Source organism: Streptomyces sp. NRRL S-646 (assembly GCF_000720765.1).
In the GTDB taxonomy this organism is placed as follows: domain Bacteria; phylum Actinomycetota; class Actinomycetes; order Streptomycetales; family Streptomycetaceae; genus Streptomyces.
The window spans coordinates 68,273-93,326 of sequence record NZ_JODC01000016.1 but is presented as its reverse complement, the minus strand read 5'-3'; the positions used below and the strand labels follow the sequence as shown (position 1 = coordinate 93,326).

Sequence of the window (25,054 nt, the reverse complement as noted above, 5' to 3'; positions counted from 1 at the left end):
TCCTCGGCGCCCACAGGCGCACCTTCATCGCCCCAATACCGCGGTCGGAGTTGTCGTCCTGGCGGACGGCGTGATCGGCGGAACGATTCCGGCGAGCGGGCTGCCGGAGCGTCAAGCAGCGCTGCGCAGCGCGCTCCATGTGTCGTGTGCCACGATGCCGTCGGCGTTCAGCCCCCGGTCGGTCTGGAAGGTGCGGACCGCGGTCTCCGTGTCGGGTCCGAACTCGCCGTCCACGCCGGTGCTTCCCACACTGTATCCGCGCTTGGTGAGCATGCACTGAACCTGTTGTACGCGTTTGCCGCTGTCGCCAAGGCGTGTGCGTCCGTTGCCGGAGTAGTACGTGCACTCGGAGAGCCAGGGAGTGGTGTCGGCTCCGGCGGACGGGCTGTCGGCGGACGGTGCGGGGGAGAGGGAGGTGTCCGGTGTGGAACCCGGGGCAGAGGCGTCGTCGTGCTGGTCGTCGGCTGAGCCCGAAGCGCCGGGCCGCAGGGCGGAGCCGGTCTTGCTCTCGTGCTCTTCGACTGCGACGCCGTCGACGTTCGGGCGGGGCTGTCCGTTCGTGCTTGGGGACACCTGAGCGCTGGAGTCGCCACGGGGCGCGGTGCCGACGGCCTTTGTGACACCGCCTTTCGCGGAGTCGGTGGCGGGAGGGTCCTGGCGTGTGAGCAGTAAGGCCACCGCAACAATGGCGCAGGCCGCGATGCTTGCGACGGCGACCAGCCACGGCTTTCTCCGGGCCTGGGCAGGGGCTCTCGTCGGGCCGCCTTCGGCCTTGACCGGGGGCTGGATGACAGGTGGTGCATGTTCGGGCGTCTGTGCGGACGGGAGCGGCGGCAGGCCACCGGGAGACCCTAAACGGGTCATGCCTGCGACAGGTATGCGGTGCAGCGCCTCGTACGCCCGCTGTCGGGCCAGCACCTTGCCGCCCAGTGGGTCCGGCCAGGTGGACAGGACGGCGCGCGCTCCGGCAGCGTCGATGAGTTCCTGTGGGGTGGGCCGCCGCTCGGGCTCCTTGGCCAGGCAGGCGGTCAGCAGTGAACCGAGCTCCGCGTCCGCCGTCGAGATCTGACCGATCACCTCGGGATGGGGGTCCTCGAACGCCACCCGGTGCATCACGTCGACGCCGGTCCCTGCGCCGAACGGCGCCCGCCCTGTTGCCGCGTAGACCAGCGTTCCGGCCAGCGAGAACACGTCCGACGCCGTGTCGGACCGTCCCTCCCTCAGATGCTCGGGCGACATGTAGGCGGGAGTCCCCACCCGGTTTCCGGTACCGGTGATCGCACTCGCGTCTGCGGCCTTCGCAATACCGAAGTCGATCACGTGCGCGCCCCGGACGGACAGCAGTACGTTGGACGGCTTCAGGTCCCGGTGGACGATTCCCTGGACGGTGAGGTCTGCGAGTGCCTGCCCCAGCTCCGCCGCCAGCCGCCAGACCGCTGCTGGCTCCAGGGGACCGTCCTCCTGTACGGCTTCCGCCAGATCGAAGCCGGGGAGGTACTCGGTGGCCATCCAGAGCAGTTCGTCGTCGAAGCCCGTGCCGGACAGTCGTGCTGCGTGCGGTGTACGAAGACGGGCGTGCACCGACGCCTCCCGCTCGAACCGGCGCCGGAACCTGGGATCCTCCGAGTATTCCGGCCTGATCACCTTCACCGCGACCAGACCGGGGCTGTCGTCCATGGGACGGGCCAGAAAGACCCGTCCCATGCCACCACTGCCGAGCAGTGCCATCGGCGCATAGGGGCCGACGCGCCTTGGGTCGCCCACCCGCAGTGGGCAGGCACCGGTCTGCCGCAGCGCGGCAGCCGCATCGTCCGTCGGCACCGGCCGCTCTCCTGACAAGAATTCCCCCGAAGTCACGTTCGACGCACGTCAGTTCACGCGAGTGGAAGACGAGGTTAACCCCAGCCCACGCGTGTGTTCAGGGAATCGGTTACTTCTGTCGCGCGGGTCAGGGGGCGTGGAGATCGCGGACGCGGCAGATCCCCCTTGACGATTACGGGGTGCTCGTGCCGGCCGCCTGTCACCGGGCCGAACTGTTGGAAACTGCAGTCTATGACGGCCCTTACGCTCGCGTTGCCGCGCTGGTACTCATCCTCGGGTGCTGCCGCTGGCCGCGGCGACCGGCGTGATGTAGCTGGGGCCTCCGGGATGCCGGTCAAGCCCACGCTTGAGGACGCCGCCGCCCTCGGCGACAAGTTGCCCGATTCTGCCTGCATCGCCGCCGGATCGCCGTCTACTTCCGCGAGGAAGAGATCTTGACCCGACCACAGTTCGCTGTAGTGGCCGAGGAGTTCAGGGCGACCGGCACGGTGGCGCTAGGAAGTGTTTGAGATGTGCTCGTAGAGGCTGATGGGGCCTGGCGCGGCGCCGCCTGCCCCACGCGGGCGGTCATCGGGTGTGCTGGATACTGTTCCCCCCGTGGCAGAGGAACCGATAACCATCGAATTCACGCGCGATCAGGCTCTTGTGCTGTCGGACTGGCTCTATCAAGCGATGCACCAGTCCGACGTGCTGGATGACCTGTTGAAGACGGACCGTGCAGTCTGGTCTCCGATCTACGCGATCTCCGGGGCCTTGGAAACGACACTCGCTGAGATCTTCATGCCGAACTACGACGAGCGTCTGAAGGCGGCGCGCCAGCGCCTGCTGGTCGAGATGTACGGCTCGGATGACGAGGCAGAGACAGGGGAGACGGCGTCCTGACACGGGCTTGAGGCGTCGATCACGCCGGTGAAACGATCTAGATGTGGCTCGTGGGGACCTGACAGACGAACAGTGGGAGCGGGTGGAGCCGCTGTTGCCGCCGATACCGAAGACGGGGCGGCCGCCGAGGGATCGGCGGCAGGTCTTCGACGGGATCTGGTGGCGGGCCAGGACTGGCTCGCCATGGCGGGACGTCCCCGGGCGGTACGGGCCGTGGGAGACCGCATACTCGGTCTTCCGGCGCTGGCAGATCGACGGCACCTGGGCCCGCGTCCTGCAAGAACTCCAGGTCAAGGCCGATGCAGATGGCGTGATCGAGTGGGTGGTTTCCGTCGACTCGACGGTTTGCCGGGCCCATCAGCATGCCGCCGGAGCCCGCAAAAAGGGGCTCACGATCCGGGCCAACGTGTGCGGCCTACCTGCGGCGAAGCCGGACGACCATGCGCTGGGCCGCTCGCGCGGGGGCCTGTCCACGAAGCTCCACTTGGCGGCGGATGCCTCCGGGCACGTCCTAGCCGTCACGGTCACCGGCGGGCAGCGCGGGGACGCCCCGCAGTTCACCCGCCTCGTAGACAAGATCCGCGTCGCCCGAACGGACGGCGGACGCCCGCGCACCCGGCCCTCTCGCGTGATCGCCGACCGGGCGTACTCTTCCCGCGCAATTCGCGGCAGGCTCGGGGCGTGGCCACCAGGTACGACAAGCTCGCTGTCCGCTACGAGGCGACCGTCCAACTCACGTTGATGCGGCAGTCGCTGTAACCACAGCTCAAACACTTCCTAGAGCTCGTAACACGATCATGATCGCGTTACGAGCCCTTACGCCCTTTTGGAAGAAACGCGATCGAGGAGTTCACCTCCGAGAGTGCCGAGTAGGGCTTCTTCCGGTTCAGTGTCTTCATCGGCAGATCTTTTGACCTCGCCGTTCCTGCTTTCAGCTTCAGCGGTAGGCTTGGGGCGAGCACTTGACCCCTTGGAGGCGGGTTTTTGCATAGCGACCGCGGATCCACCAGCCACTCCGATCGCGGCAAGCAGGACAGGGGTGGCGATCAAGATGGCGAAGACTCTTCGTGCACGCATGGTTTCCCGCCTCGTCTAGGACAACGTCGCCACGAAGCTACCTCGGCAATCATTCCGAAAAACCGCTCAGCGAACTACTCACTCGCACGGCCGAGCGCGCTGCCCCTCCGCGAGATGGTCAAATTCACCGGCCTTGACTCCCTCGATCATGGCGGCTATCTCCGAGCGCGCGTAGAGGAGGGCCGGACCGTTGGGGGCCTTGCTGTGGCGGATGGCGATGCCGTTGTCGTAAGCGGCGAATTTGACGCAGTTTCCGTCGCCTCCGGAGGCGGATGACTTCTACCTAGTGACGTGATCTGGACGCGATCCGCGAGACTCTCACTGGGCGCTGGTCTCTGGGATACAGAGAATCACTCAGTGCCGAGCCGCTGCCGTTCTGATCTGGTGCGTGCCTTCATGAGGAGTCTCCAGCAGATGAGGCTGCAGCCCAACGCGAGCAAGAGGTCGTGGAGTTCGACCGACCCGGCGCTCCCAGCGCGCGGCGACTCGTCATCGCCGAAGCGACAGTGAAGACGCACTTGCTCCGCCTGTTCGCCAAGCTCGACGTGAACGACCGGACCAGGGCGTTGGTGGTGGCGATGGAGAGGGCTGCTACGCAGGGCGTCCGGTACGGGCGGCTCGCAGTGACGGCTCCAGGATGACGCCCCTGGGCACCGGGGGACCCGGAGTCCATCTCCCGAAGCCCGGACGGGCCCACCTGAATTAGCCCGCCCTGACGTCACCCTGACATTCGTCAGGGACCGCCGAGGCCACCCGCTGCCTAGTGTTCGAGTCGTCTTCCCGGCCCCGCCCGCTTCGCGGGGTCGTCCTCCACAGTCAGGAAAAGACGGCTTCATGCGCCTACTTCGCTCCTCATTCGCCACGGCCGCCGCTCTGTGTGCGGTTGCCGCCGGCGTCGTACTCGTCCAGCCCGCGCAACCCGCGGCGGCCTCGGCAGCCGACTGTGAGGGCGGTGCCCGCGGCTTCCGGGATCATCCCGACAACGCCGAGGGCGACACCGACAAGCCGCGGCACTTCGAACTGGGCGACGTCCGCTTCACGCTGGAGAAGGGCGTGTACGTCGGCCAGCAGATCGCCTTCGGCAAGATCAGCGGGCAGACCCGGCCCGGTGACAACGTATGGATGGACTGGCGCGCGAACGGCTGGGACCACGACAACGCCGTGTCGCCCTGGCTCCAGTGCGGGCCCTTCACCGTTCGGTCCGCCGGGCAGAGCCTGACCACGCCGTTCAAGCGCACCAGCACCGACCCGCAGTACAACTTCCGGGTCTGTGGCTCGCTGGCCGTGAACGGTGTGATCCGTTGCTCCGACTGGTGGTAGACCCCGCTGCCGCGCCCCTCAGCCGCTCCCAACTCTCCCGACCACTCGACGCGAAAGGCACGACCATGCGCAGACTCCTACGCGGCGCCGCCGCGCTCGCCCTCACCACCGCCGCCGTGCTGACCGGCGCAAGCCAGGCCCAGGCCGAAGGCGGCGCGTGGGACGGCTGCCCGTACGGCGCCGTCTGTATCTACCCCGAGAACGTGACCCCGGCCAACAACCCGAACCCGAGCCACATCTTCTACTCCTACGGGTTCCACCCCATCTACAACCAGTACCGCAACCACTGGATCCTCAACAACCAGTACGACGGTGCCCTCGTCGAGCTGTGCGAGTCCGTCAACGGGGACTGCCACGATTCCATCCCCCCGCAGGAGGGCTGGTTCGTCGACCTCACTCCGCTCAACTCGCTCAACCTGAGGGAGCACTACCTGTGAGGCGCAGGCTTCTCGCGACCGCTGCCGCACTGCTGCTCGTCGGCGGTGTGGCGGGGTCCGCCGCCGCCGCGCCGGCCCTGCGGCCCCCGCAGGCCGCACCCGCGGCCGTTCAGGTGCCGAACGGTGTCACCGCCGGGGCCGCCGTGTTCGACCGGCAGACCGGCGCCTTCACCGAGCAGCTCAACACGAGCACCCGCTTCCGGTCCGCCTCCGTCGTCAAACTGCTGCTGGCGCTGGACTTCCTGTGGAACCGAGGCCCCGACTACGCGATCCCCGCCGCCGACCGGGCCCTGCTGGAGCCGATGCTGCGCAGCAGCTACGACGACGCGGCCAGCCACTACTGGGAGGAGAACGGCGAGGGGGCGATCATCACCCGCATGGCCGGGCGTCTCGGACTGAAGGACACGGCACCACCGCCCACCGGCTACGAGGGCTACTGGGGCTACACCTCGCTCTCGGCCCGTGACACGGTGACGATCTACCGCTACCTCCTGGACTCGGCGCCGGGCCCCGTGCGCGACTTCGTGATGGGCAACCTGCGCCAGTCCACGCGATGCGCCTCGGACCACTTCGACCAGCACTTCGGCATCGCCGGGGCGTTCGACAAACCGTGGGCGGTGAAGCAGGGCTGGGCGGGCTCGTCGTACGAGAAGGGCACCTGCGGCACGGCGTCGGGCACGGCGACCGCATCGCGTACGGCAGCCCAGGCCGCCCCGGCCCCGGTCGCCGCCGCGGACGTCGACCTGACCCGGCCCGCGCTGCACAGCACGGGGACGGTGGGCGCCGGGGACCGGTTCATCGTGGCCGTGTTCACCCTGCACCCGGTGGGGACGTCGTACGGGAAGGCGTACACGGACATCGGACGGCTGACGCGTTCGCTGAACGTGCCAGGGGCCGCGCGGCCGGCGGGGTCGTGGTTCGGCACGTGGAGCGACCATGTGAACGTCCGCCCGGACCCGTCCACCTCGACCTCTGCGATGACTCAACTCCCGGCAGGAGTGGAGGTGTTGGTGAGCTGCCAGAAGAGGGGGCAGGAGGTCTCGGTGCCGCCGTACACGAATGACTGGTGGGCGTATCTGCCCCAGTACGGCGGCTGGATCTCCAACATCTACATCAGCTCGCCCGACAACCGGCTGCCGGACGTCAGGGACTGCTGAAGCGTTGAGGCAGCAGCACGGGGGACCGCTGCCTCACCTCTCGTACGCGGCACCTCATCACTGGTACGCGGCAAGGTAACTGAGCACCTTCTCTACATGCGGCCGCACCCGTTCGGGGACACCCCGCTCCTCGATGACGGTGCGGTCGCTCGTGCGATAGCCGGCCGCGATCAGCGCGGGCAGGTCCGCGGCGGGCAGCTTGGCCTGCTTGAAACGCTGGTCGAGCCAGCACACGTACAGGCTCATCGTGTGGATCGCATCCGGTGGCGACCGGTAGTCCTTGTCGCCGTCGCCGTCGCCGTCCACCGCCCAGGCCCGGAAGACCGACGGCGTCCACATGGCGATGCCGTACTCCTCGGTCGCCGGGCGGGCCGCGTTCGCGTCGAAGCCGCTCTCCGCCTTGAGCATGGCGGCGAGCAGCGCGGGCGTGACCTCCGCGTCGGTGCAGCGCCGGGCGGCGGCCACGATGACCGGGCGCAGCGCCTTCGGTACGTCGGAGTTCTCGGGGATGTCCCCGATGGCGGCCGCACTGTGGGCGCCGGTGACGACCGCGGGCGCGCTGGGCCGAGGAGTGTCACCAGCCCGGTCCTGCCCACCCCCGAGCAGCGCGACCCAGGCGGTGACGGCCGTGACTCCGGCGAGGGCCACCGCGGCAACCGGCAGCAGCCGACGCGGATCCCGCCTGCCGGACAGTCTCTCGATCCGTGCCGCGAGGCTCGCGGCGGTGTGCCGGATCCGGGTCTCGTGGTCCGGCGCCAGACAGTCCGCGACGAGCCGGCGCCAGTCGTCGTCGAGTCCGGCGTCGAGACGCAGCGGTGCGGTGCCGCGGGCGTAGGCCTGGGCGGCGAGCGAGCGGGCGCGGGCGGTGGCGCCGGGGAACGGGTGGAGGCCGCCGGTGAGCACCTGGTGGGCGAGGATGCCGAAGGCCCAGATGTCGGCGGTCGGCCGCACCACCGCCCCGTCCGCCCCGGTGCGCTGGGACCACCACTCGGGCGGCAGATGGTCGAGCGTGCCGAGCGGCGGCAAGTGGGCGTGGGTGCCGTCGAGTTCGGTGGCGAGGCCGAAGTCGGCGAGCCACACCTCGCCGTCCGTGCCCAGCAGCACGTTGGCGGGTTTGAGGTCGCCGTGCACCCAGCCTGCGCCGTGCATATGGGCGAGCCCGGCGGCGACGCCGCGCAGGACACGCACGGCGCCCTGGACGGGTCGGCCGGCCCCGGCGGAGTCGAGCACCTGGCGCAGACTGGCCTCGGCGCGGTCCATGACCAGCGCGATCGCGCCGTCCAGGGCGGGTAGTTCCGGAGCGTCTACGGTGCACACCGCACGGGTCCGTACGAGGTGGGGGTGGTCTGCCTCGGTACTGAACCGCACTTCGCGCGCGACCAGTTCGCCGAGCGCGGCACGCTGACCTGGCGCCAGGGCGCCGGTCGGCAGCACCTTCACCGCCATCGTCGTGCCGTCGGCGACCGCGCGGGCCTCGTACACGGTGCCCCAGGCGCCCGATCCGATGACCGCACCCAGTTCCCAGCCGCCGACGCGGAACCCGGCCGGCAGGCGCGGTGTTTCGAGGGCGCTCTCCTCGGCGCCGGGCGCGCTCACGCGTGGGTCTCCTGCGCGACGGGCCGGCGACGGGACGGCAGCAGGGCGAGGTGCTCCTCCCGCACCAGGCCGAAGCGCAGGGCGAGGGAGGCCAGTCGGGCGCGTTTGGCGCCGGTGCGGGCGTTGCCGTCCGCCCCCGGCTCGTCGCCGATGTCCAGGCGCAGTTTCGTGAACGCCAGGTAGTCGATGTGGTAGTTCACGGCGGAGCGGGTCAGACCACGGCAGCTCTCCAGCGGGCGCAGCCGCTCCGCGATGTCCCCGACGCCCGGCAGCGCGCTGTCCGACAGCTCGCGCAGCCGCGGTTCGCACAATGCCACCAGAACCAGGAAGTACTTGGCGGTCACGTCGAGCGCGTAGGGATGCACGGTCTGCTCACCGGCACCGGGCGCGGACCACTCGTCCAGATAGGCGTGCTGGGGGGCGAACACCTTGAACTCGGCGTTGCCACTCAGCGCGGGCAGGACGACCCGGGAGAACTCGAAGGGCACCGGCGCTCCGAGCCGCCGGGGCGCGACGGTGATGTACTCGCCGGCCCCCTCCAGGTTCTCCACCACATACGCGGTCTCGCGGCTGAAGTTCGACAGCCGCCAGTAGTCCTCGGCCGCCTCCAGCCGTCCCGCCCGCCGGGAGATCCCGGGGTCGGGCAGCACGATGGAGACGTCCCGGCCGCCGGGCGTGCCGCGCCCGAACTCGGCCATGTCGCCCGGTCCCATGTGCAGCAGTTCAGGCCTGCTCGCGCCGACGGCGCCGGGCCCCGACGGACCGGACGTCTGCACGATGATCGTTTCCATGCCGGGTCTTCCCCCTATGTGATCGCCAGGATTGTAAGAGCGGTTGTGGTCCGGTCCGGCATGAGTGCGTGGATGGGTGTTGCGGCTCTCGGCGGCGGATGGTCGGTCCGCCTCGGTCGGTGCGACACCGAGAGCATCACCAGTCACGGCCGTGGCCGCAACCACTCGTGCACGTTCCGTTGCCATGGGGCGAGCCCTCCCTTTCTGACCTGTTCTGACGTGCGGATACGCGAGGTCCTGGGATGCCGTGCCGCGTCCGTGCCCCTCGCTGGACCGGTGGGCGCGGGGGCCGGTGGAGCGTAGGGCGATGTGCCGGGACCGGCGGGCCGGGCGTCTCCCCGTCCCGCCCCGATCCGTTGCCCCCTTGTGAGGTGTTCTCAGCCGCTTGTGCCGGACGGCGTGGCGTTGCCGGGGGAGAGTCCGCACGTGCCGGACCTCGATGCCCCGTCCTGTCCCGTCAGCTCCACCACGACCTGGCCGTCGGCGGCCTGGCTGTAGGCGATCGTGCAGGTCAGCTGACGTAGCGCAGTGCTGTCCAGTCCCGCCAGGGCAAGGGGCAGGCGGGTCGTGACCCGGCCGTCCGGGGAGCGCTCGACCTTGACGGTCCCGCCGGGGCGGGCGGTGGGAAGGGAGGTGGTCAGGCCGGCGGCCCGGTCTTCGCCCCGTGGGCCGCCGAGCAGCGCCAGGACTACCTTCTCCGTTGGTACCGGGCCGGCCGTGTCGTCGGACTTCCGACCTCCGGAGCCCGACTCGGTGTATCCGCCACCGAACTCGGCCGAGGGCTCGGTCGTCCGGATCACGGGGCTCAGACCTCCGTCGGGGGAACGGAAGAAGAGCAGCATGTCGACGTCGCGGTTGACGAAGGCCTGGAAGCTGGCGGGGCCGCCCGCCTCGATGACGTCGGTCTCCTGGATACCGCAGCCGCCGAGCAGCGGTACGGTCGCCGCGATGGCAACGGCCGCCGCATGTCGGCGCGTCCGGGCACGCCTCATCCGCCGGCCCCCTCCGAGTGAAGCGGTATCTCGACGGTGAAGACGGCACCGCCCCCGGGCAGGTTCCCCGCGCGGATCTCTCCGCCGTGCAGCTTCACGTTCTCCAGTGTGATCGCCAGTCCCAGGCCGCTGCCCGCCGAGCGGGTGCGGGCCGCGTCGGCCTTGTAGAAGCGGTCGAAGATGTGCGGGAGCGATTCGGGGTGGATGCCGGGGCCGCTGTCCGCGACCTCGGTGATCAGCACCTGCGTGCCCGGGGAGCGGGCCTCGGTGCGCAGGCGTACCGTGACGGGCGCGCTGCCGTGCCGCAGGGCGTTGCCCACGAGGTTGGCGATCACGAGGTCGAAGCGGCGCGGGTCCAGCCGGGCGCGGATGCCGTCGGGGAGTTCGGTGCGGACCCGGTCGTCGGTCCAGTGCCGGTTGTGGAGGGTCTTGCGGATGGCCTCGGCCACGTCGACCTCGTCGGCGTTCAGCTCGGCCGCGCGTGCGTCGAAGCGGGAGATCTCCATCAGGTCCTCGACGAGCACGGCGAGCTTTCCGGTCTCCGCGCTGACCAGCCGGACCGCCCGGGCGGTGTCGGCGTCCAGATGATCGGCGTCCTCGTCGAGGACCTCGGTGACGGCGAGCATTCCGGCGAGGGGGGTGCGCAGTTCGTGCGAGACGTCGGAGGCGAAGCGTCGGGCGCGTGCCTCGGCCTCGCGCAGTTCCCGCACGGTGTGTTCGAGTTCGCCCGCGGACTCGTTGAAGGTGCGTGCCAGGTCCGCCAGTTCGTCGCTGCCGCGCACCGGAATCCGGGTGTCGAGTCTGCCGCTGCCCATGCTCCGGGCCGCCCGGCGCAGTTCCCGCACCGGGCGCAGCACGCTGCGCGCGGCGATCAGGGCGGGTATCAGCGCGATGGCGAGGCCGGGCAGGGCGCCGTCCCGGGCGGCCATGAGGAGGGCGTCGACGTTGACCTGCTCGTCGGTCATCCGCATCACGGCGTAGAGGACGAGTCCGCTGGGCAGCACGCTGTCCGGGCCGGTCTTGAAGACCATGGGCATGGCGATGGTCAGGTAGGGAACGCCGTCCTTGACGACCCGTTCGAAGCTGCCGTGGGGGTTGGCCCGTGCGGCGCGGCGCAGTTCGGGGGTGATGACGGTGGAGACGCGGTTCTCGCCCGAGGAGGCGCGGACCGAACCGTACTCGGCGAACACCACCCAGGGGTGCGGCTTGCCCTTGCGGGCGATGTCCCGCAGGACTTCCTCCAGGCCGCTGCCCTCCTCCTGCACGGGCAGTCCGAAGCCCGTCTGCTGGACCTGGTCGCGGAACGAGGAGACCGCCGTGTCCTGGGCGGTCTGCAGCAGCGCGTTGCGGGCCTCACGGTAGGTCAGCGCGGCCGTCGTTCCGGCGCAGACGGCGGCGACCAGCAAGAAGGCGAACAACAGCCGCGTGCGCAGCCCGAACGCCCTGAACCGCGACCGCTCGGAGCCGGTGATCACAGCGGCCCGAAGCGGTAGCCGAAGCCCCGCAGTGTCTGGACGTAGCGCGGGCTGCCGGCCTCGTTCTCGATCTTGCCGCGCAGCCGTGCGACGCATGCGTCGACCAGTCGGGCGTCGGCGTGGTAGCTGTGGTCCCAGACGTGCTCCAGTAGTTGCTGCCTGCTGAACACCTGCTCAGGGGCGGCGGAGAGGTGCAGCAGGAGCTTGAGCTCCGAGGGAGCCAGCGCGAGCGGCCGGCCGGCTTTGGTGACGGTCAGCCCGCCCCGGTCGATGGTGAGTTCGCCGTAGACCTCGATGGCAGGGCGGCCCGCGCCGCCGTCGTCCAGGCGGCGCAGTACGGCACGGATCCGGGCCTCGATCACCTCGGTGCGGGCGGGCTTGACGATGTAGTCGTCGGCACCGGCTTCCAGGCCGATGACCACGTCGAAGTCGTCGCCGCGTGCGGTGAGCATGATGATCGGCAGCTGGCTGTGCTCGCGGACCTGCCGGCAGACCTGAACGCCGTTCATTCCGGGCAGCATCAGGTCCAGCAGCAGCAGATCGGGGCGGAATTCGGCCAGGGCGGCGAGGCCGGCCTCGCCGGTCGCGGCCGCCCGTACCTCGTGGCCGCGGCGGCGCAGTCCGAGTTCGACCCCTTCGCGTACGGAAGGGTCGTCCTCGATGAGGAGCACGCGGAGCATCGGTGGTTCTCCCTCGGTGATGGTCAGGTCCGGGTACGTCGTCGGCGTACGCCGGAGAGGAGCGCGTCGAGTTCGGTGAGCCGCAGCGGACGGGCGAGCAGGGCGAAGGTGAGGACGACGGCGGCCGCGCCGGCAACCGTGGAGACCACCGCCCCCGCCGGTGCGGTTCCCAGAGTTGAGAAGTGGCCCAGCGCGGTGGCGGGGACGGCGGCGAGCAGAAGCCGTGCGTGAGCACCGGCGGCGGACGACCGCACAGGCCGTGCGACGGCGAGCCGGCGACTCAGCACCCGGCCGGTCAGCGCCCAGCCCGCGCACAGCGCCAGTGAGTACGCCGCCGCCATGCCCGTCACGGCCCAGCGCGCCGGCAGCAGGTGTGCGGCGGCCAGGGACAGTCCCGCGTTGAGCGCGACGATCACGAGGTTGAGCAGGAACGGCGTACGGGTGTCGGAGAGCGCGTAGAAGGCGCGGGACAGGACGTACTGGCCCGACAGGGCGATGAGTCCCGGCGCGAAGGCCATCAGGATCCCGGCCATGGCAGCCGTGTCGTCGGCGCTGGTCCTGCCGTGCCCGAAGACGAGGGCCATCACCGGCTGGGCGAGCGCGAACAGCGCGCAGGCGGCGGGTACGACGGCCGAGGCGCAGACGCGCAGGGCGTGGGAGACGTCGCGCCGCACGGCGGCGGTGTCCCCGTCGGCGGCGGCCGCGCTCATCCGGGGCATCAGCGCGGTCACCACGGAGACCGTGATGATGCCGTGCGGTACGACCCACAGGGCATAGGCGTTGTTGTACGCGCCGTATCCGGGGCCGCCGTCGAGGCCCGCGGTGGTGGCCAGCCGGGTGGTGACCCAGTAGGCGGCCTGGTTGGCCAGGACCAGCAGCACCAGCCAGCCGGCCGATCTCAGGGGGCGGGTCAGTCCGCTGCCGCGCCAGTCGAAGCGGGGCCGCCAGCGGAAGCGGGCCGCGCGCAGGGCGGGGACGAGGGCGAGGGCCTGGGCGGCGATACCGGCGGTCGTGCCCCAGCCGAGCACGGCGGTCTCGGTCCCGGTGAGCGTGTCCCCGCGCCCCATGGCCAGGGCCAGGTACAGACCGAAGACGGTGATGACGACGACGTTGTTCAGGACCGGCGCCCACATCATCGCGCCGAACCGGCCGCGGGCGTTGAGTACCTGCCCGAGCAGCGTGAACAGTCCGAGGAAGAAGATCTGGGGCAGGCAGTAGCGGGCGAACGCGGTGGTCGTGGCGGCCTGCCCGCCGGTGTAGTCGGTGTACGCGTCGATGATCGCGGGTGCCGCCCACACCGCGGTCGCGGTGATCGCCAGCAGGGCGACGACGCAGACGGTGACGAGCCGGTCGGTGTACGCGGCACCCCCGTCGTCGTGCTCCTTGGCGGCCTTGACCAGCTCGGGCACGAAGACGGCGTTCAGCGCGCCGCCGAGGAGCAGGATGTAGACGATGGTGGGCAGGGCGTTGCCGACCGCGTAGCCGTCGGCGGCCGGCCCGATGGTGCCCAGCGCTGCCGCGACCACGGCGGACCGGAGGAATCCGGTGGCCCGGGAGACGATGGATCCGACGGCCATGACGGCACTGCCGCGCGCCGCGGAGGCCGCCTTCGGAGTCCGAGTCACCGTCGCTTCCGCGCTCTTGGTGCCGGTCGACGTGGTCGGTGCCGCAGGCGTCGTCGGTGTCGTCTGCTTCATCGGCGGTTCAGGTACGCCTGGAAGGCGCGGTAAAGCGTGTGGTTGCCGCTGCCGCCCAACGGTTTCTCCCATTCCCCCAGCGTCTCGACGACCTGTCCTCCGGTGCCGAGCTTCCACCGCAGCAGTCCGTACACACGTTCCTCAGGATCGAGAGAGGAGGGTACCCCGCGCATGTCGTAGACGTGGGCGCCCAGGGCGTGGGCGTCCAGCAGCATCCGCCACTGCAGGGCGTTGGAGGGCCGGACCTCGCGACGGTGGTCGGCCGAGGCACCGGTCTGGTACCAGGCCCGGCGACCCACCGTGATCATCGTGTGGGCGGCCAGGATCTCTCCCTGGTGACGGGCGAGGTACAGCTTCATCCGGCCCGGTTCCTCGGCGTTGAGCACCGCGTACTGACGCTCGTAGTAGGCGAGCGAGCGGCCGAGCCGGAAGCCGTCGCGCCGCTCGGTGATGCCGAGCAGCCGGTAGAACTCGGAGAGTTCGGCCGCACTGCCCACCACCACCTCCACGCCCTCCTTCTTGGCTCGGCGGACATTGCGGCGCCACTCCTGGTTGAGGCCGGACCACAGGTCCTCGATGGTGCGTCCGGCGAGCGGCACCTGGAAGACGTGCCGGGGCTGGGCGTCGGCGTCCGCTCCGGTCCCGTCGCCACCGCAGCGGCGCCAGCCCCGGGCTCGCAGCCGCTCGGCGACGGCCGTGCCGAGCGGGTCGACCTCACTGGCGAGGACGTCGCCCAGGCGTCGGCCCGGGCCGGTGAGCGGCTTGAGCAGGGCGGCGTCCCAGCGCCGATAGGCGGGCGACGGGCCGATGCGCACGGCGAAGGCGCCCGAGCGGCGCAGGTGTTCCAGCAGCGGACCGAGCCATCCGTCGACGTCGGGGTCGTTCCAGTCGGCGACGGGTCCTTCGGGAAGGTAGGCGAAGTACTTGCGGGTGCCGGGGAACTGACGCAGCAGCACCAGGGCCACGCCCGTCAGCGCGCCCGCCTCGGGGTCCGGGCCCCAGCCGAGCAGTTGGGCGCGCCAGCCCTCCTTGACGTCGGCCCAGGACGGGCACTGCAGAAACCCGGCACCGAGCGCGGCACCGTCGGGGGTCGCGAGGAAGGTGCGGTAGGTCTCCGCGGTGATGGGGCGCAGGACCACGCCCCGGCCCCGTGCTTGGCACACGCGGCTGGGCGGCACGAGCAGCGCTGACACAGTCTGAGCCTCTCTTTCTCCCCGGTCCGTCGCGGGGACACAAAGGAGGTTCACAGCGGTCCATGACCGCTCCGCGCGGCGAATGTGACCGGACCATGACCGTTCCTCACCAGTCGCCGTCACATTGCCCCATAGCGGATGACCTCGGGTTTTCCGGCTCTAGAGTCACGACATCGCCGACTCACCCACCCGTTTCCCGTCCTTCCCGGAGGCCCTGTTGTCCCGCACCCGTGTACTCGCCCCTGCCCACGTCCGGGCCGCCGTCGTGGCCGCCCTGCTGACGCCGCTCGCCGCCTGCTCGTCGAGCGGCGCCACCGGCGCCCCGGACACCAAGGTGAAGCCGAGCGCCGACGAACGCCCCGTCACGGTCACCGTCACGCCGACCGGGGAACGCGTCCCGGCCGGCGAGCCTGTGCGGGTCACGGCCGCGGGCGGCCGACTCACCTCGGTGACCGTCGCCGACGCCGAGGGCCACCGGCTCGCCGGCAAGGTCGCCGTCGACGGCCGGTCGTGGGTCTCCGACCGCAAGGCCGTACCCGGCGCGGCGTACGCGGTGACGGCGGCGACCCGGACCGAGGGCGGAATCACCAAGAGCACCAAAGCCGCCTTCACCACGGCTCCGGCGGCCAAGGTCAACAAGGTCGACTGGCGGCCGGGCGCCAACAGCACCGTCGGCATCGCGCAGCCGATCTCCCTGGTCTTCGACAACCCGGTCAGGAACCGGGCCGCGGTCGAGAAGCAGCTCAGGATCACCACCTCGAACGGCACCGAGGGCTCCTGGGGCTGGATACGCGACTTCTCGGGCCGGGACCGGGTGGACTGGCGGCCCAAGGCGTACTGGAAGCCCGGCACCAAGGTCGCGCTGAACGCCGAGTTGAACGGCACCGACTCGGGTGCGGACGGCGGCTGGTTCGTACGCGACTACACCACCACCTTCACCATCGGCGCCCGGCAGATCGTCAAGGTCGACCTCGACAGCCACCAGCTCACCCTCGTCCGCGACGGCGGGGCAGTCCGGCGCATACCGGTCTCCGGCGGCACGCCCGGCGGGGACAAGCGCTCCTGGCGCGGCACCGCCGTGCTCATGGCCAAGGAGGGCACGATCAACATGAACTCCGAGACGGTGGGCCTCGCCAACGCCTACAACAAGATGGTCGACTACTCGATGCGGCTGACCTGGTCGGGCATGTACGCGCACGCCGCCCCGTGGAACGCCCGCTACTTCGGCAATTCCAACCACAGTTCCGGATGCATAGGAATGAGCGACGCGAACGCGGCCTGGTTCTACGGGCAGGTGCGGCCGGGCGACCCGTTCGAGATCACCGGCAAGGACACCAAGGGCGTGGTCGCGCCCGGCAACGGCTTCGGCGCGTGGAACCTCTCGTGGACCGAGTGGCAGCACAGGAGCGCGCTGCGCTGAGAGGCGGTCCGGCAAACTCCTGTGCCGGTGACGCGTGCCTCCGTAGATGTCAACTGACGCGTTGGTGCTGCGGACAGCCTGCGCAGCCGCTCGAGCAGTGTCACGGCCGCGTCCCGGTCCTGCACGCTCGCCGCGGTCACCATCACCGCCAGGACCAGGCCGAGGCAGTCGACCACCAGGTGCCGCTTGCGGCCGGCCACTTTCTTCCCGCCGTCCCAGCCGGACGTCGAGCGGGGGATGTTCGCCCCCGCCCGCAGTGACTGCGAGTCCACGATCCCCGCGCTCGGGTCCACCGCGCGGCCCTCCTTCTGCCGAACACGGTCACGCAGCCGGTCGTGGAGTTCGGTGAGCAGGCCCTGGATCTGCCAGCGGCGGGCAAAGGCGTGCACCCGTTTGAACGGCGGGAAGTCGCAGGCAGAATCGCCCACTTGACTCCGTTGTCCACGACATAGCGGACTGCATGGATCATCTGCCGGTGGCAATACCCCTCCGGGCGGCCGCCCCGCCCTTCCAGCCAGGCCGGAACGGGCAGCAAAGCCCGGACAATCTGCCATTCCCCCTCCGTCATGTCCGAGCCGTAGCAAGGGGCACGGTCTGGGTCACCGTCAGAGCCATCCTTGCGAAAACCATTGGTGCCCGGCTTGCTCCGCTGATGGACTGACGTCCTACCGTGAGTCTGCCGCGTGACGAAGGTAGTGGTTGTGACAGGTTATGACGTGCTTGCCGAGGTGTACGAATGGCTCATCTCGGATGCAAGGTTGCCTCCAGCCGAGTTCGCTGCGTCGTTCGACGACGTCCTCAATCTCCTGCCGTCGAACGCTCACGTCCTCGACTGTTCGTGCGGAACCGGACAGTTGGCGGTTGGCCTCGCCGGTCGTGGCATGCAGGTTGTCGCAACTGACGCCAGCGAGGCGATGGTTCGTCGGACTGCAGAGTTGTCTGAGGAGTTCGGGGCATCCGTCCGGGCCGTACGGGCGAACTGGGAAGAGTTGCCCGACCATTTCCAGGACAACACGTTCGACATGGTGTTCTGCGTTGGCAACTCGCTTCACCATGCCACGGGCGCGACAGGCAGGGGTGCTGCTCTGGAGTCGATGTCACGGCTTCTGCGCCCCGGCGGGCGCTTGGTACTCACATCCCGCACTTGGGAACTCGTGAGGGCCAGAGGTTCCCGGCTGGAGATCAGTGACCGACTCGTCCGCCGGAACGGTCGCGATGCCGTCGTGGTCTACCGCTGGGAGATTGCGCCGCATTGGGAGGAGGAGCACCACATCGAGATTGCGATCGCGCAAGTTGATGCGACCGGGTTAATTCTTGTCCGCTCGGAACTGCTGTCCTGCTGGCCCTACCGGTACGAGGAACTCGAAGTCGAGCTGCACCGGGTCGGACTCCAGACGGAACTGAGCACGTTCGATCTTGAGGCCGAGAACTACATGGTGGTCGCGAGCAAGGTATGAACACCGGACTCTCAGTCCCTGGCCGGACCGCGCGGTTGCTCGCAGGACGCTTGCGCCCTCTCATCGGTGCGGGTTCAAGTGGTCAACGCAATGCCTGGGACGAGGAGTGCTCGTCGATCAGGCGGCGGTAGATCCGGGGTGACGACCCTCGCCCACACGACCGCCCACCACTGATCACAGCTGGATCTTCCTTGCCGGGTGCGGCGTTATGGCGCTGCGCGAAGCTGTGCGGCCTCGTTGCGCAGTGCCCCCACGGTGGCCGTCACCTCGGGAGAGCGGTCGCGGACCGTGACGGCGACGACGGCTCGGCCGAGCCAGGCGGGGTCGTCGACCTGGACGACGCGGACTCCCGCGGGGACCGAGGCCGCGACCACTTCGGGGAGTACGGCGATGCCGAGACCGATGGCGACAAGGCCGAGGCGAGTGGGCCATTCGCGGGCGGCGTAGGCGATCCGCGGGTGGCCTCCAAAGGCTTGGCGAACTCGAACACGACCTCGGAAAAGCCGTGCGGAGTTCCACCGCTGAGGCGCATGTCCCGGTATGACTCACACGTAGCCGCGCCGCTGTACGAAGCCCAGAGCGATGCCGCCCAGTGGGACGTTCAGCCAGAAGGTGAGCAGCCGGTAGACCAGCACGGCGGAGGTGGCAGGGCCGGCCGGGACGCCGAGGGCGGTCAGGGCGGCGATGAGGCCGGCCTCGAAGGCGCCGAGGCCGCCGGGGACGGGAGCCGCATTGGCGAGCAGGCGGGCCGCCATGTAGGCGGCGCCCAGCTGCACGAAGGGAAGGTGGCCGCCGAGCGCGTGGAGGCTCAGCGCGAGTCCGACGATCTGGACGAGCGGCAGACCGAGCGCGCCGACGACGCCGACGACGAGCTTGGCGGGATCCGAGGCGATGCCGGTCAGCGTGGAGCCGGCCGCGCGCAGGAACGGCCAAACCTTCTCACGCAGCAAGCGACGGCCGGGCGGAGTGAGGCCGAGCAGCCCTCCGGTGGCCAGTACGAGCGCGATCACGGGCAGGGCATACTTGCCGGCCGGCACGTCCAGGTGCACCCCGCCGTGGTGCTGTCCGGCCGCGGCGAAGAACACGGCGGCGACCACGGTGTTGGCGACCGCCCCGGCCAGGCTCTGCACCCCGATGGAGGCCGTGGCCGCCCCGGTCTCGATCCCCGTCTTCTGCAAGTAGCGCAGGTTCAGCGCCATGCCGCCGACGTTGCCCGGAGTGATCCGGTTCAGGAATGAACTCGCGAACTGCACCTGGTACGTGGGCCCGAAGGGCAGTCGCCCAGGGACGCTGCCCAGCTGCACACAGGTCGAGAACGCCTGCGAGATGAACGTGACGGGCACGACCGCGAGCAGCCACCACCAGTCGGCGTCGCGCAGCGCGCCGAGCGCGGCCGGGGCGTTGGCGAGCTGCGGCAGCACCAGGTGGAGCACCAGGAACGCGCCCAGCAGACCCAGGACGCTCTTCCAGGTGAAGCGGGCGAGCTGGGCCGGCTTGGCCGCCGGGGCGTCGCACGCCGTGCGTACCTCCTCGGCGAGGTCGTGCATCAGGTTCGGCCGGCCGCCGGGATGCAGAGTGCGGCGCCGGGCGCCGCCCTTCGCGGCCTCGCGAGCGCGCGCCTGGTCGTATCGGGCCACCTCGCGCCTCGCGGGGCCGACCAGGGCGAGCGGCTGCAGATACGGCAGCGCGGTCGCCAGCGTCTTCGGGCCGAGCCCGGCCAGCGCGCACGCGGTGGCGCGGTCCGGGCCGATCCGTACGGCGGTTGTGGCGAGGAGTTCGGCCAAATCGGCGCCGAGGATCTCGGGCGGCGCGTTGAGCTGCGCCCGCGCGAAGGCGGTCAGCCGCGGGCTGCCGTCCGGGGCGACCACGATGTGCTCGAGGCGCAGCGCCCGATGCGCCAGCCGGTGCTCCTGCAGGCGGGCCACCGAGGTCCACACCTCGCCGAGCAGCCCGTCGGTCCACTCCTCGTCGGGGACGACGTCGTCCTGCCCGACGGTCACCAGGAGCGCGCTCGAACCGGTCACGGGATAGGCGATGACGGGTTCGGCGACCCGGGCGCCGGTGCGGCCTGCGAAAACCAGCATGAGAAGTTCGTGCTCGGCAGCGGCGAGTGCCGTCTGCTCGCCCGGGTCGGCGGGATGCTTCAGCAGCAGGCGCCGAGCAAGCCGGTGGAACAGGTCGCGGTTGCGGTCCTCGGCGGCGAGGACACGTACGGTGAGCCGTGCGCGCTCGGTGGTCTCGGCGCCGTAGAGCATCCCCTCGCCCGCGAGCTGTCGCTCGGCGGGCAGTTCATGCAGGGCGGCGAGCGGGATGCCGCAGGCCACGAGCGCGTCCGTGACGGCCTGGGCCGGCGGGCGGTCGGACGGGCCGCCGGCCATGAGCAGGAGGGCCGATCCCGCGGTGCCGCCCACGGCGAGGGCGCCGAGCGCGTCCAGCGGGACGAGGGAGGCGGCCAGTACGCCGACTGCGGCACAACCGACGGTCAGGGCCCACAGGGCCCGCCGCCACGGGCGCGCCAGCCAAGGTCCCGCGGCCACGACCGCCGAGGCGCAGGCCGCCAGGTACACCGCCGACGGCCAGCCCGCGTGCACCAGGCCGCCCCGGCCCACCAAAACCTCCGGCCACAGTTCGGGGTGGCTGCCGGCCAGCGCGAGCCGGGTGAGAGTCCAGGCGATCGCCACCCCGAGGGCGGCAGCGGGCAGCACGCGCAGCACCGCGTCGATGCGCCGTCGTACGACGAGAACGATCAGAGCGGCAAGCGGCGCGAGCATGGCGATCGCCTGGACCGTGCCGACAAGACCGTCGCGTACACCCGGCGACAGCGCGGTGGCCGCGGAGAGCAGGCCCTGCTGGGCCTTGCGGGCGAAGTCACGGGTGGCGACCGCCAGCAGCACCGTCAGTCCGAGCGCGGCCAGCGACACCAGCAGGCGCAGCAGGTCGGCCGCTCGCCGCACAGAGTGCGGCGTGGGAGTGTCCACGGCAGGCGCGGGTCCGGCCTCCGGCGTGCCCACGATGTCGGAGGAGGGCAGCGAGCCGCGGTGGTCGGTCATGTCCGGCCGTCGGCTGAGGTGCGAGAACGACCCATGCGCTCACTCCCTGGTCCGGCTCGACCGGAGATGCCTCCATGCTTCCACGCTGCGGCGATCCTTGTAGGGCGACGACGCCCTCGGATCCGCGGCTTCAGGCTTCCGCGGGAGGCCGGGCGGTGCCGTCCAGGCGGGCGCGGTTCTCTGCGAGCATCTGCTGCACGCTCCGCTCGACCTCCACTGGGTCGACGCCGAGGGCGCGGCCCATGTGGATGGACCACACCTCGGAGCGCACGTTGGTCTCGAAGTCCAGGTCGGCGCGGACGTTCTCGCGGGCAGCCTGACGGTTCTGGCTCACCATGACGAAAGTGGACAGGAAGATCGCCTCCAGACTGACGATCATGGTGAGCAGTCCGAAGGGGAACGGGTCCCAGATCGCCCCGTCGCCGAAGACCCCTTCGTTGCACACGATCCACACCGTGAACCAGGCGGCGTGCAGATACACGAACGTCATGGTCCCGGAGAAGGCGGTGATCGCGTCCGCGATCTTGTCCTGGGTCCCGCGCATCCGCGCGAGAACGTCCTGTTCGTTGACGATCCGTACGCCCGGCCGCTTCGGCGCAGTGCCCATGGCCTCTCCCTGCCCGGTGTCCGACGAGGAATCGCCGTCAGGTTACGGCGGCGCGGCGGGTACTGCGCGACAGCTCGGCATGAGCGGCATCGCGTCGGTGCGTCCGGCTGCGCCGCATCGAAGACATGGACCTCGGTGGCGACGCCGGGCCCGCATCACGGCGGAGCCGCCGTCCCCACCTGATGCCGGGGTGCCTATGCCGCCGTCCATGTCGACCTCGGGCAGAAAGCCCACCTGATCTGATACCGGTGCCCGGTCCTTACCGGTCACGGAGCCGTTCCGTCACTTCAAGCGAGCAACCCTCTTCTCCGCCGGGCGGCACAGGGCGAGGCGGAGGACGATGGAGAGGACCGATCCGACCACATTGTTCTGGGAGGAGAAGGCGCCATGACATCCCCCTCCGATCCATCGGCCACCGGTGCCCAGCGCGACACCGAGCCACAGGGCGGCTCCGGGACCGAACTCCTGGGCACGCTGGCGAACATGGGCTGGCAGATTATGCTCACCTCGGGCCTGGCTGCTATCGCCCTAGGTGTCGTTTTCCTCGCGTGGCCAGGAGAGACGCTCCGGGTCGTCGGGGTGCTTTTCGGCATCTATCTACTGGTCACGGGTGTCTTCCAGTTGGCCGCCGCCTTCGGCACGCACGTTCCGGGGCACCTTCGAGCCCTGCATTTCATCACGGGTGCGCTCTCCTTCGTGCTCGGACTGATCTGTTTCAGGGGCACCCTCGAGTCGATTCTGCTACTCGCTCTGTGGATCGGCTTCGGCTGGCTCCTCCGGGGCATCATGACGACGGCCACGGCGGCCTCCGATGCAGCCATGCCGGCGCGAGGCTGGATGCTGTTCTCGGGAATCCTCGGCATGCTGGCCGGCATCGCGCTCATCGTCTCGCCGTTCACCTCAATCGCCGTACTCACCTTGACCGTGGCCATCATGGCCATCGTGCTTGGGGTGATCGAGGTGTTCCACGCGATCAGGATGCGCATCGAAGTCGGCCACCTCGCTCCCGGTACACCTACCGAGCGGCGGCCTCTCTTCCGCTCTCAGCCGCATCCTCAGCACTGAGGCGCAAGGCCCTGTAGACGCAGCCACCCGCAAACCCGCGGCCCCCGGCGGTGACCGCTCGGGGCCGCGCACGCGTGCTGTCGCCGCCGTGCGATCGACCTCTTTGTCCGGTTCGCTTTTGTGTGTGGATGAGACGCAGTGATCAGTTGCTCAGGGTTAGCCGATACCGGGTTCCGAGCGACGGAACTCAGTGGGTGGGAACCGGCTCGGACGACGGCTGCCACTCCCGCCTGATCAGCCCGTAGACCCACGAGTCAGAGACCTCGCCGTTGACGACGCAGTCTTCCCGCAACGTCCCTTCACGCACGAAGCCGAGCTTCTCCAGCACGCGGGAAGAAGCCACGTTGCGCGTATCGGTCTCAGCTTGGACGCGATTTAGGTCCAGCGTGTCGAATGCCCACCGCAGCAGGGCGCGCGCGGCCTCAGTCGCGTAGCCGTGGCCCCACGCTGCATCGTCGAAGCAGTAGCCAAGCGACGCGCTACGGTAGTCCGGATTCCACCTGTTCAGGCTGCACCAGCCGATGAACGCCCCGTCGGAGACACGATCTACGGCCAGCCGCGCCCCGGTCCCCTCCTGTGCCATCCGCCGGCAAGCCGTGATGAACTTCTCGGCGCGCACGCGTTCGCTCCACGGTGCCGCGTCCCAGTAGCGCAGCACGTAGGCGCTGCTGTGCAGTGCGAAGAGGTCGTTCGCATCCGTATCTTCGAAGGCACGCAGTCGAAGGCGAGCAGTGTGCAACGAGGGGGTGGGCAGCGACGTCGTCATGTTCCCTCCCCTGATCGGTGGCCGATCAATCAGACATCCGATGCGGGTCACTCGCAACGGGTTTTCTCGGCAGGCTGGCAGAACGACGTGGCCGCTCATCGGCGCGACCGAGCGCCCCCAGAGGGGGGCACCTGAGGTGATGCCCGATTGGCCTTTCGGTTCGGCTGAGCAGGCTGGTTCTTGCTGCCCCCCGGAGGGGCTACGGCTGCGGTTGGCTGAACAACCCTTGCTCGGTCTCGAGCAGGATTCCGCGCTCGGTCAGCCGTTTCAGCTTCAGGCGGGGTGTTGTTGATGTTGTTGGGCGCGATCTCCATTGGTCGAAGGTGAGGCGGTAGTCGCTGCCGGATGTGCGGGCACCAGCGCCCCGACTGAACGGCCGACCCCACCGCCACACGGGGCCCGGCCCTGGCACACCCGCAGTCGACTACCCGTCGCGCAGCGACGAGGGTCAAGACGACGACGAACCACCGAGGCGGGTGCGGCAGCACACCCACCCCGGCGAACCCTGACCCCGCGCGTCAGCGGCGGACCAGCACCGCGTGCGTGACCGTCGGCGAGCCGACCACCTCGGACACCCGGTAGCCGTCGATCCCGTCGCCCAGATTGTCGAGCAGCCGCTCCCCGCGTCCGATGAGCATCGGCGCGATCACCAGGTGGAGCTCGTCGATCAGCCTGGCCCGCAGATACTGCTGGATGACCGCCGCGCCGCCGCCGATCCGGACGTCTTTGCCGCCCGCGGCGTCGAACGCGCGCTGCAACACCGTCTCCAACGGCTCGTCGGTGAAGTGGAAGGTCGTTCCGCCTGCCATCTCCAGCGTCGGGCGCAAGTGGTGGGTGTGCACGAAAACGTCGTGGTGGTAGGGCGGGTTGTCGCCCCACCAGCCCTGCCAGGACTCGTTCTCCCACGGCCCGCGCTGCGGCCCGAACATGTTCCGCCCCATGATCGTGGCGCCGATGTTCTGATCGCCGCGGGTGAAGTAGTCGACATCGATTCCGGTCTTGCCCGCGGCGGAATCCTCCGTCGCGGAGACGAACCAACTGTGCAGATCGTCACCCCAGCCGACACCGTCGCCGAACGGGGCGTCGAGCCGCTGGTTCGCGCCGGCCACGAAGCCGTCGAGAGAGATCGTGACGTTGTGTACGCGGACCTTGGGCATGGCCTTCGCCTCTCGTGTTGATGGCCTTCTCTCACCCCTGCGTCGAACAGAGCCTGCCTGGATCGACATCCCCGCCCACGTTCTTTCGGCGTGCCATACCGGTGCTCAGCACCGCGCGCCGGCACCGAGTACGCGGCGCGGGCGGGGCGACGTCGACGAGCAGCAGGCTCGCGCCGTCAAGACCGCCCTGCCCAGTCCTCCGGGGAGGGGCCGTCGTCGCACACCGGGACTGTTACCTCAGGGGGCGCCAGTCGGCGTGGCACCAACCTCATGCGACAGCACATCTAGTGCGTTGACGGCGATGGTCGGCCGGGTTGGGGTGTGACGATCTCGGTTTCCGGTCAGGTGCAGGACCTGCCACTTCGTCGTGGAAGGTTGCTCTTGGCTCCACTCTCCGCCTGGTTGAGCATGGTC

20 protein-coding genes and 5 pseudogenes are annotated in these 25,054 nt (G+C 69.9%); 9 read left to right on the top strand and 16 right to left on the bottom strand.

Annotation, left to right across the window (positions count from 1 at the left end):
* Positions 1–111: 111 nt before the first annotated feature.
* Complete coding sequence (locus IH68_RS0137080) at positions 112–1,821, bottom strand: serine/threonine-protein kinase (RefSeq protein WP_234341720.1); 1,710 nt, start codon at positions 1,819–1,821, stop codon at positions 112–114.
* A gap of 597 nt (positions 1,822–2,418) precedes the next feature.
* Between IH68_RS0137080 and IH68_RS0137075 the strand changes: the two genes are divergently transcribed.
* Together IH68_RS0137075 and IH68_RS50510 are read left to right on the top strand one after the other, a co-directional pair.
* Positions 2,419–2,703 (top strand): hypothetical protein, encoded by a 285-nt coding sequence (locus tag IH68_RS0137075; RefSeq protein WP_030944382.1) that lies wholly within the window; start codon positions 2,419–2,421, stop codon positions 2,701–2,703.
* 43 nt (positions 2,704–2,746) lie between these two features.
* Positions 2,747–3,370, top strand: a pseudogene (locus IH68_RS50510) (IS5 family transposase); the annotation flags it as partial.
* 488 nt (positions 3,371–3,858) lie between these two features.
* Here the strand turns inward: IH68_RS50510 and IH68_RS53975 are convergent.
* Positions 3,859–4,047, bottom strand: a pseudogene (locus IH68_RS53975) (DUF397 domain-containing protein); the annotation flags it as partial.
* 212 nt (positions 4,048–4,259) lie between these two features.
* Here IH68_RS53975 and IH68_RS0137065 point away from each other — a divergent pair.
* The 4 genes and pseudogenes from IH68_RS0137065 to IH68_RS0137050 all read left to right on the top strand — a co-directional run.
* Positions 4,260–4,421 (top strand): annotated as a pseudogene (locus IH68_RS0137065) (LuxR C-terminal-related transcriptional regulator); the annotation flags it as partial.
* A gap of 193 nt (positions 4,422–4,614) precedes the next feature.
* Entirely contained in the window at positions 4,615–5,100 is a 486-nt protein-coding gene (locus tag IH68_RS0137060) for a hypothetical protein (protein WP_030944377.1), read from the top strand.
* Positions 5,101–5,165: 65 nt separating this feature from the next.
* Entirely contained in the window at positions 5,166–5,537 is a 372-nt protein-coding gene (locus IH68_RS0137055; RefSeq protein WP_030944374.1) for a hypothetical protein, read from the top strand.
* Positions 5,534–6,694, top strand: a complete 1,161-nt coding sequence (locus tag IH68_RS0137050; RefSeq protein ID WP_030944370.1) for a hypothetical protein — start codon at positions 5,534–5,536, stop codon at positions 6,692–6,694. Before IH68_RS0137055 ends, IH68_RS0137050 begins: the two co-directional genes overlap by 4 nt.
* Positions 6,695–6,751: 57 nt before the next feature.
* Here the strand turns inward: IH68_RS0137050 and IH68_RS0137045 are convergent, their stop codons facing one another.
* The 7 genes from IH68_RS0137045 to IH68_RS0137015 form a co-directional block, all read right to left on the bottom strand.
* The gene (locus tag IH68_RS0137045) at positions 6,752–8,290 is read right to left on the bottom strand and encodes a protein kinase domain-containing protein (RefSeq protein ID WP_030944368.1); all 1,539 of its coding nucleotides are present in this window, start codon (positions 8,288–8,290) and stop codon (positions 6,752–6,754) included.
* A complete protein-coding gene (locus tag IH68_RS0137040; protein ID WP_030944365.1) occupies positions 8,287–9,081 on the bottom strand; it encodes a hypothetical protein in 795 nt (264 codons plus the stop codon). Before IH68_RS0137040 ends, IH68_RS0137045 begins: the two co-directional genes overlap by 4 nt.
* A 377-nt stretch (positions 9,082–9,458) precedes the next feature.
* Positions 9,459–10,073 carry a hypothetical protein gene (locus tag IH68_RS0137035; protein WP_030944362.1) on the bottom strand — a complete coding sequence of 205 codons (615 nt, stop codon included), beginning with the start codon at positions 10,071–10,073 and terminating at the stop codon, positions 9,459–9,461.
* A complete protein-coding gene (locus tag IH68_RS0137030) occupies positions 10,070–11,644 on the bottom strand; it encodes a sensor histidine kinase (RefSeq protein WP_078912775.1) in 1,575 nt (524 codons plus the stop codon). Before IH68_RS0137030 ends, IH68_RS0137035 begins: the two co-directional genes overlap by 4 nt.
* Positions 11,545–12,228: a response regulator transcription factor gene (locus tag IH68_RS0137025; protein WP_030944356.1), complete on the bottom strand. Its 684-nt coding sequence runs from the start codon at positions 12,226–12,228 to the stop codon at positions 11,545–11,547. The genes IH68_RS0137030 and IH68_RS0137025 overlap by 100 nt, the downstream gene beginning before the upstream one ends.
* 23 nt (positions 12,229–12,251) lie before the next feature.
* Entirely contained in the window at positions 12,252–13,925 is a 1,674-nt protein-coding gene (gene murJ / locus IH68_RS0137020) for a murein biosynthesis integral membrane protein MurJ (RefSeq protein WP_030944353.1), read from the bottom strand.
* Positions 13,922–15,118, bottom strand: a complete 1,197-nt coding sequence (locus tag IH68_RS0137015) for a lipid II:glycine glycyltransferase FemX (RefSeq protein ID WP_030944351.1) — start codon at positions 15,116–15,118, stop codon at positions 13,922–13,924. Before IH68_RS0137015 ends, murJ begins: the two co-directional genes overlap by 4 nt.
* Positions 15,119–15,335: 217 nt before the next feature.
* Here IH68_RS0137015 and IH68_RS0137010 point away from each other — a divergent pair, with 217 nt between their 5' ends.
* Entirely contained in the window at positions 15,336–16,538 is a 1,203-nt protein-coding gene (locus IH68_RS0137010; RefSeq protein WP_030944348.1) for a L,D-transpeptidase, read from the top strand.
* A gap of 134 nt (positions 16,539–16,672) precedes the next feature.
* Here the strand turns inward: IH68_RS0137010 and IH68_RS58515 are convergent.
* Both IH68_RS58515 and IH68_RS55655 read right to left on the bottom strand, forming a co-directional pair.
* Positions 16,673–16,810, bottom strand: a pseudogene (locus IH68_RS58515) (transposase); the annotation flags it as partial.
* Positions 16,811–17,004: 194 nt separating this feature from the next.
* Positions 17,005–17,106, bottom strand: a pseudogene (locus tag IH68_RS55655) (IS5/IS1182 family transposase); the annotation flags it as partial.
* A 133-nt stretch (positions 17,107–17,239) separates the two neighbouring features.
* Between IH68_RS55655 and IH68_RS0137000 the strand changes: the two are divergent.
* Entirely contained in the window at positions 17,240–17,995 is a 756-nt protein-coding gene (locus tag IH68_RS0137000; protein WP_030944342.1) for a class I SAM-dependent methyltransferase, read from the top strand.
* A 206-nt stretch (positions 17,996–18,201) separates the two neighbouring features.
* On the opposite strand, the gene IH68_RS53965 is transcribed toward IH68_RS0137000, so the two are convergent.
* From IH68_RS53965 to IH68_RS0136985, 3 genes are all read right to left on the bottom strand, one after another.
* Positions 18,202–18,537: a LysR substrate-binding domain-containing protein gene (locus tag IH68_RS53965; RefSeq protein ID WP_267883769.1), complete on the bottom strand. Its 336-nt coding sequence runs from the start codon at positions 18,535–18,537 to the stop codon at positions 18,202–18,204.
* A gap of 3 nt (positions 18,538–18,540) precedes the next feature.
* Complete coding sequence (locus IH68_RS0136990; protein ID WP_030944339.1) at positions 18,541–21,045, bottom strand: lysylphosphatidylglycerol synthase transmembrane domain-containing protein; 2,505 nt, start codon at positions 21,043–21,045, stop codon at positions 18,541–18,543.
* A 130-nt stretch (positions 21,046–21,175) separates the two neighbouring features.
* Positions 21,176–21,652: a DUF1003 domain-containing protein gene (locus IH68_RS0136985; protein ID WP_030944335.1), complete on the bottom strand. Its 477-nt coding sequence runs from the start codon at positions 21,650–21,652 to the stop codon at positions 21,176–21,178.
* A 387-nt stretch (positions 21,653–22,039) separates the two neighbouring features.
* Between IH68_RS0136985 and IH68_RS0136980 the strand changes: the two genes are divergently transcribed.
* Entirely contained in the window at positions 22,040–22,717 is a 678-nt protein-coding gene (locus IH68_RS0136980; protein WP_030944332.1) for an HdeD family acid-resistance protein, read from the top strand.
* A gap of 187 nt (positions 22,718–22,904) precedes the next feature.
* On the opposite strand, the gene IH68_RS0136975 is transcribed toward IH68_RS0136980, so the two are convergent.
* Both IH68_RS0136975 and IH68_RS0136970 read right to left on the bottom strand, forming a co-directional pair.
* Positions 22,905–23,483, bottom strand: a complete 579-nt coding sequence (locus IH68_RS0136975; RefSeq protein ID WP_037885836.1) for a GNAT family N-acetyltransferase — start codon at positions 23,481–23,483, stop codon at positions 22,905–22,907.
* Between the two features lie 518 nt (positions 23,484–24,001).
* Entirely contained in the window at positions 24,002–24,640 is a 639-nt protein-coding gene (locus IH68_RS0136970) for a dihydrofolate reductase family protein (RefSeq protein WP_030944328.1), read from the bottom strand.
* Positions 24,641–25,054 lie beyond the last annotated feature (414 nt).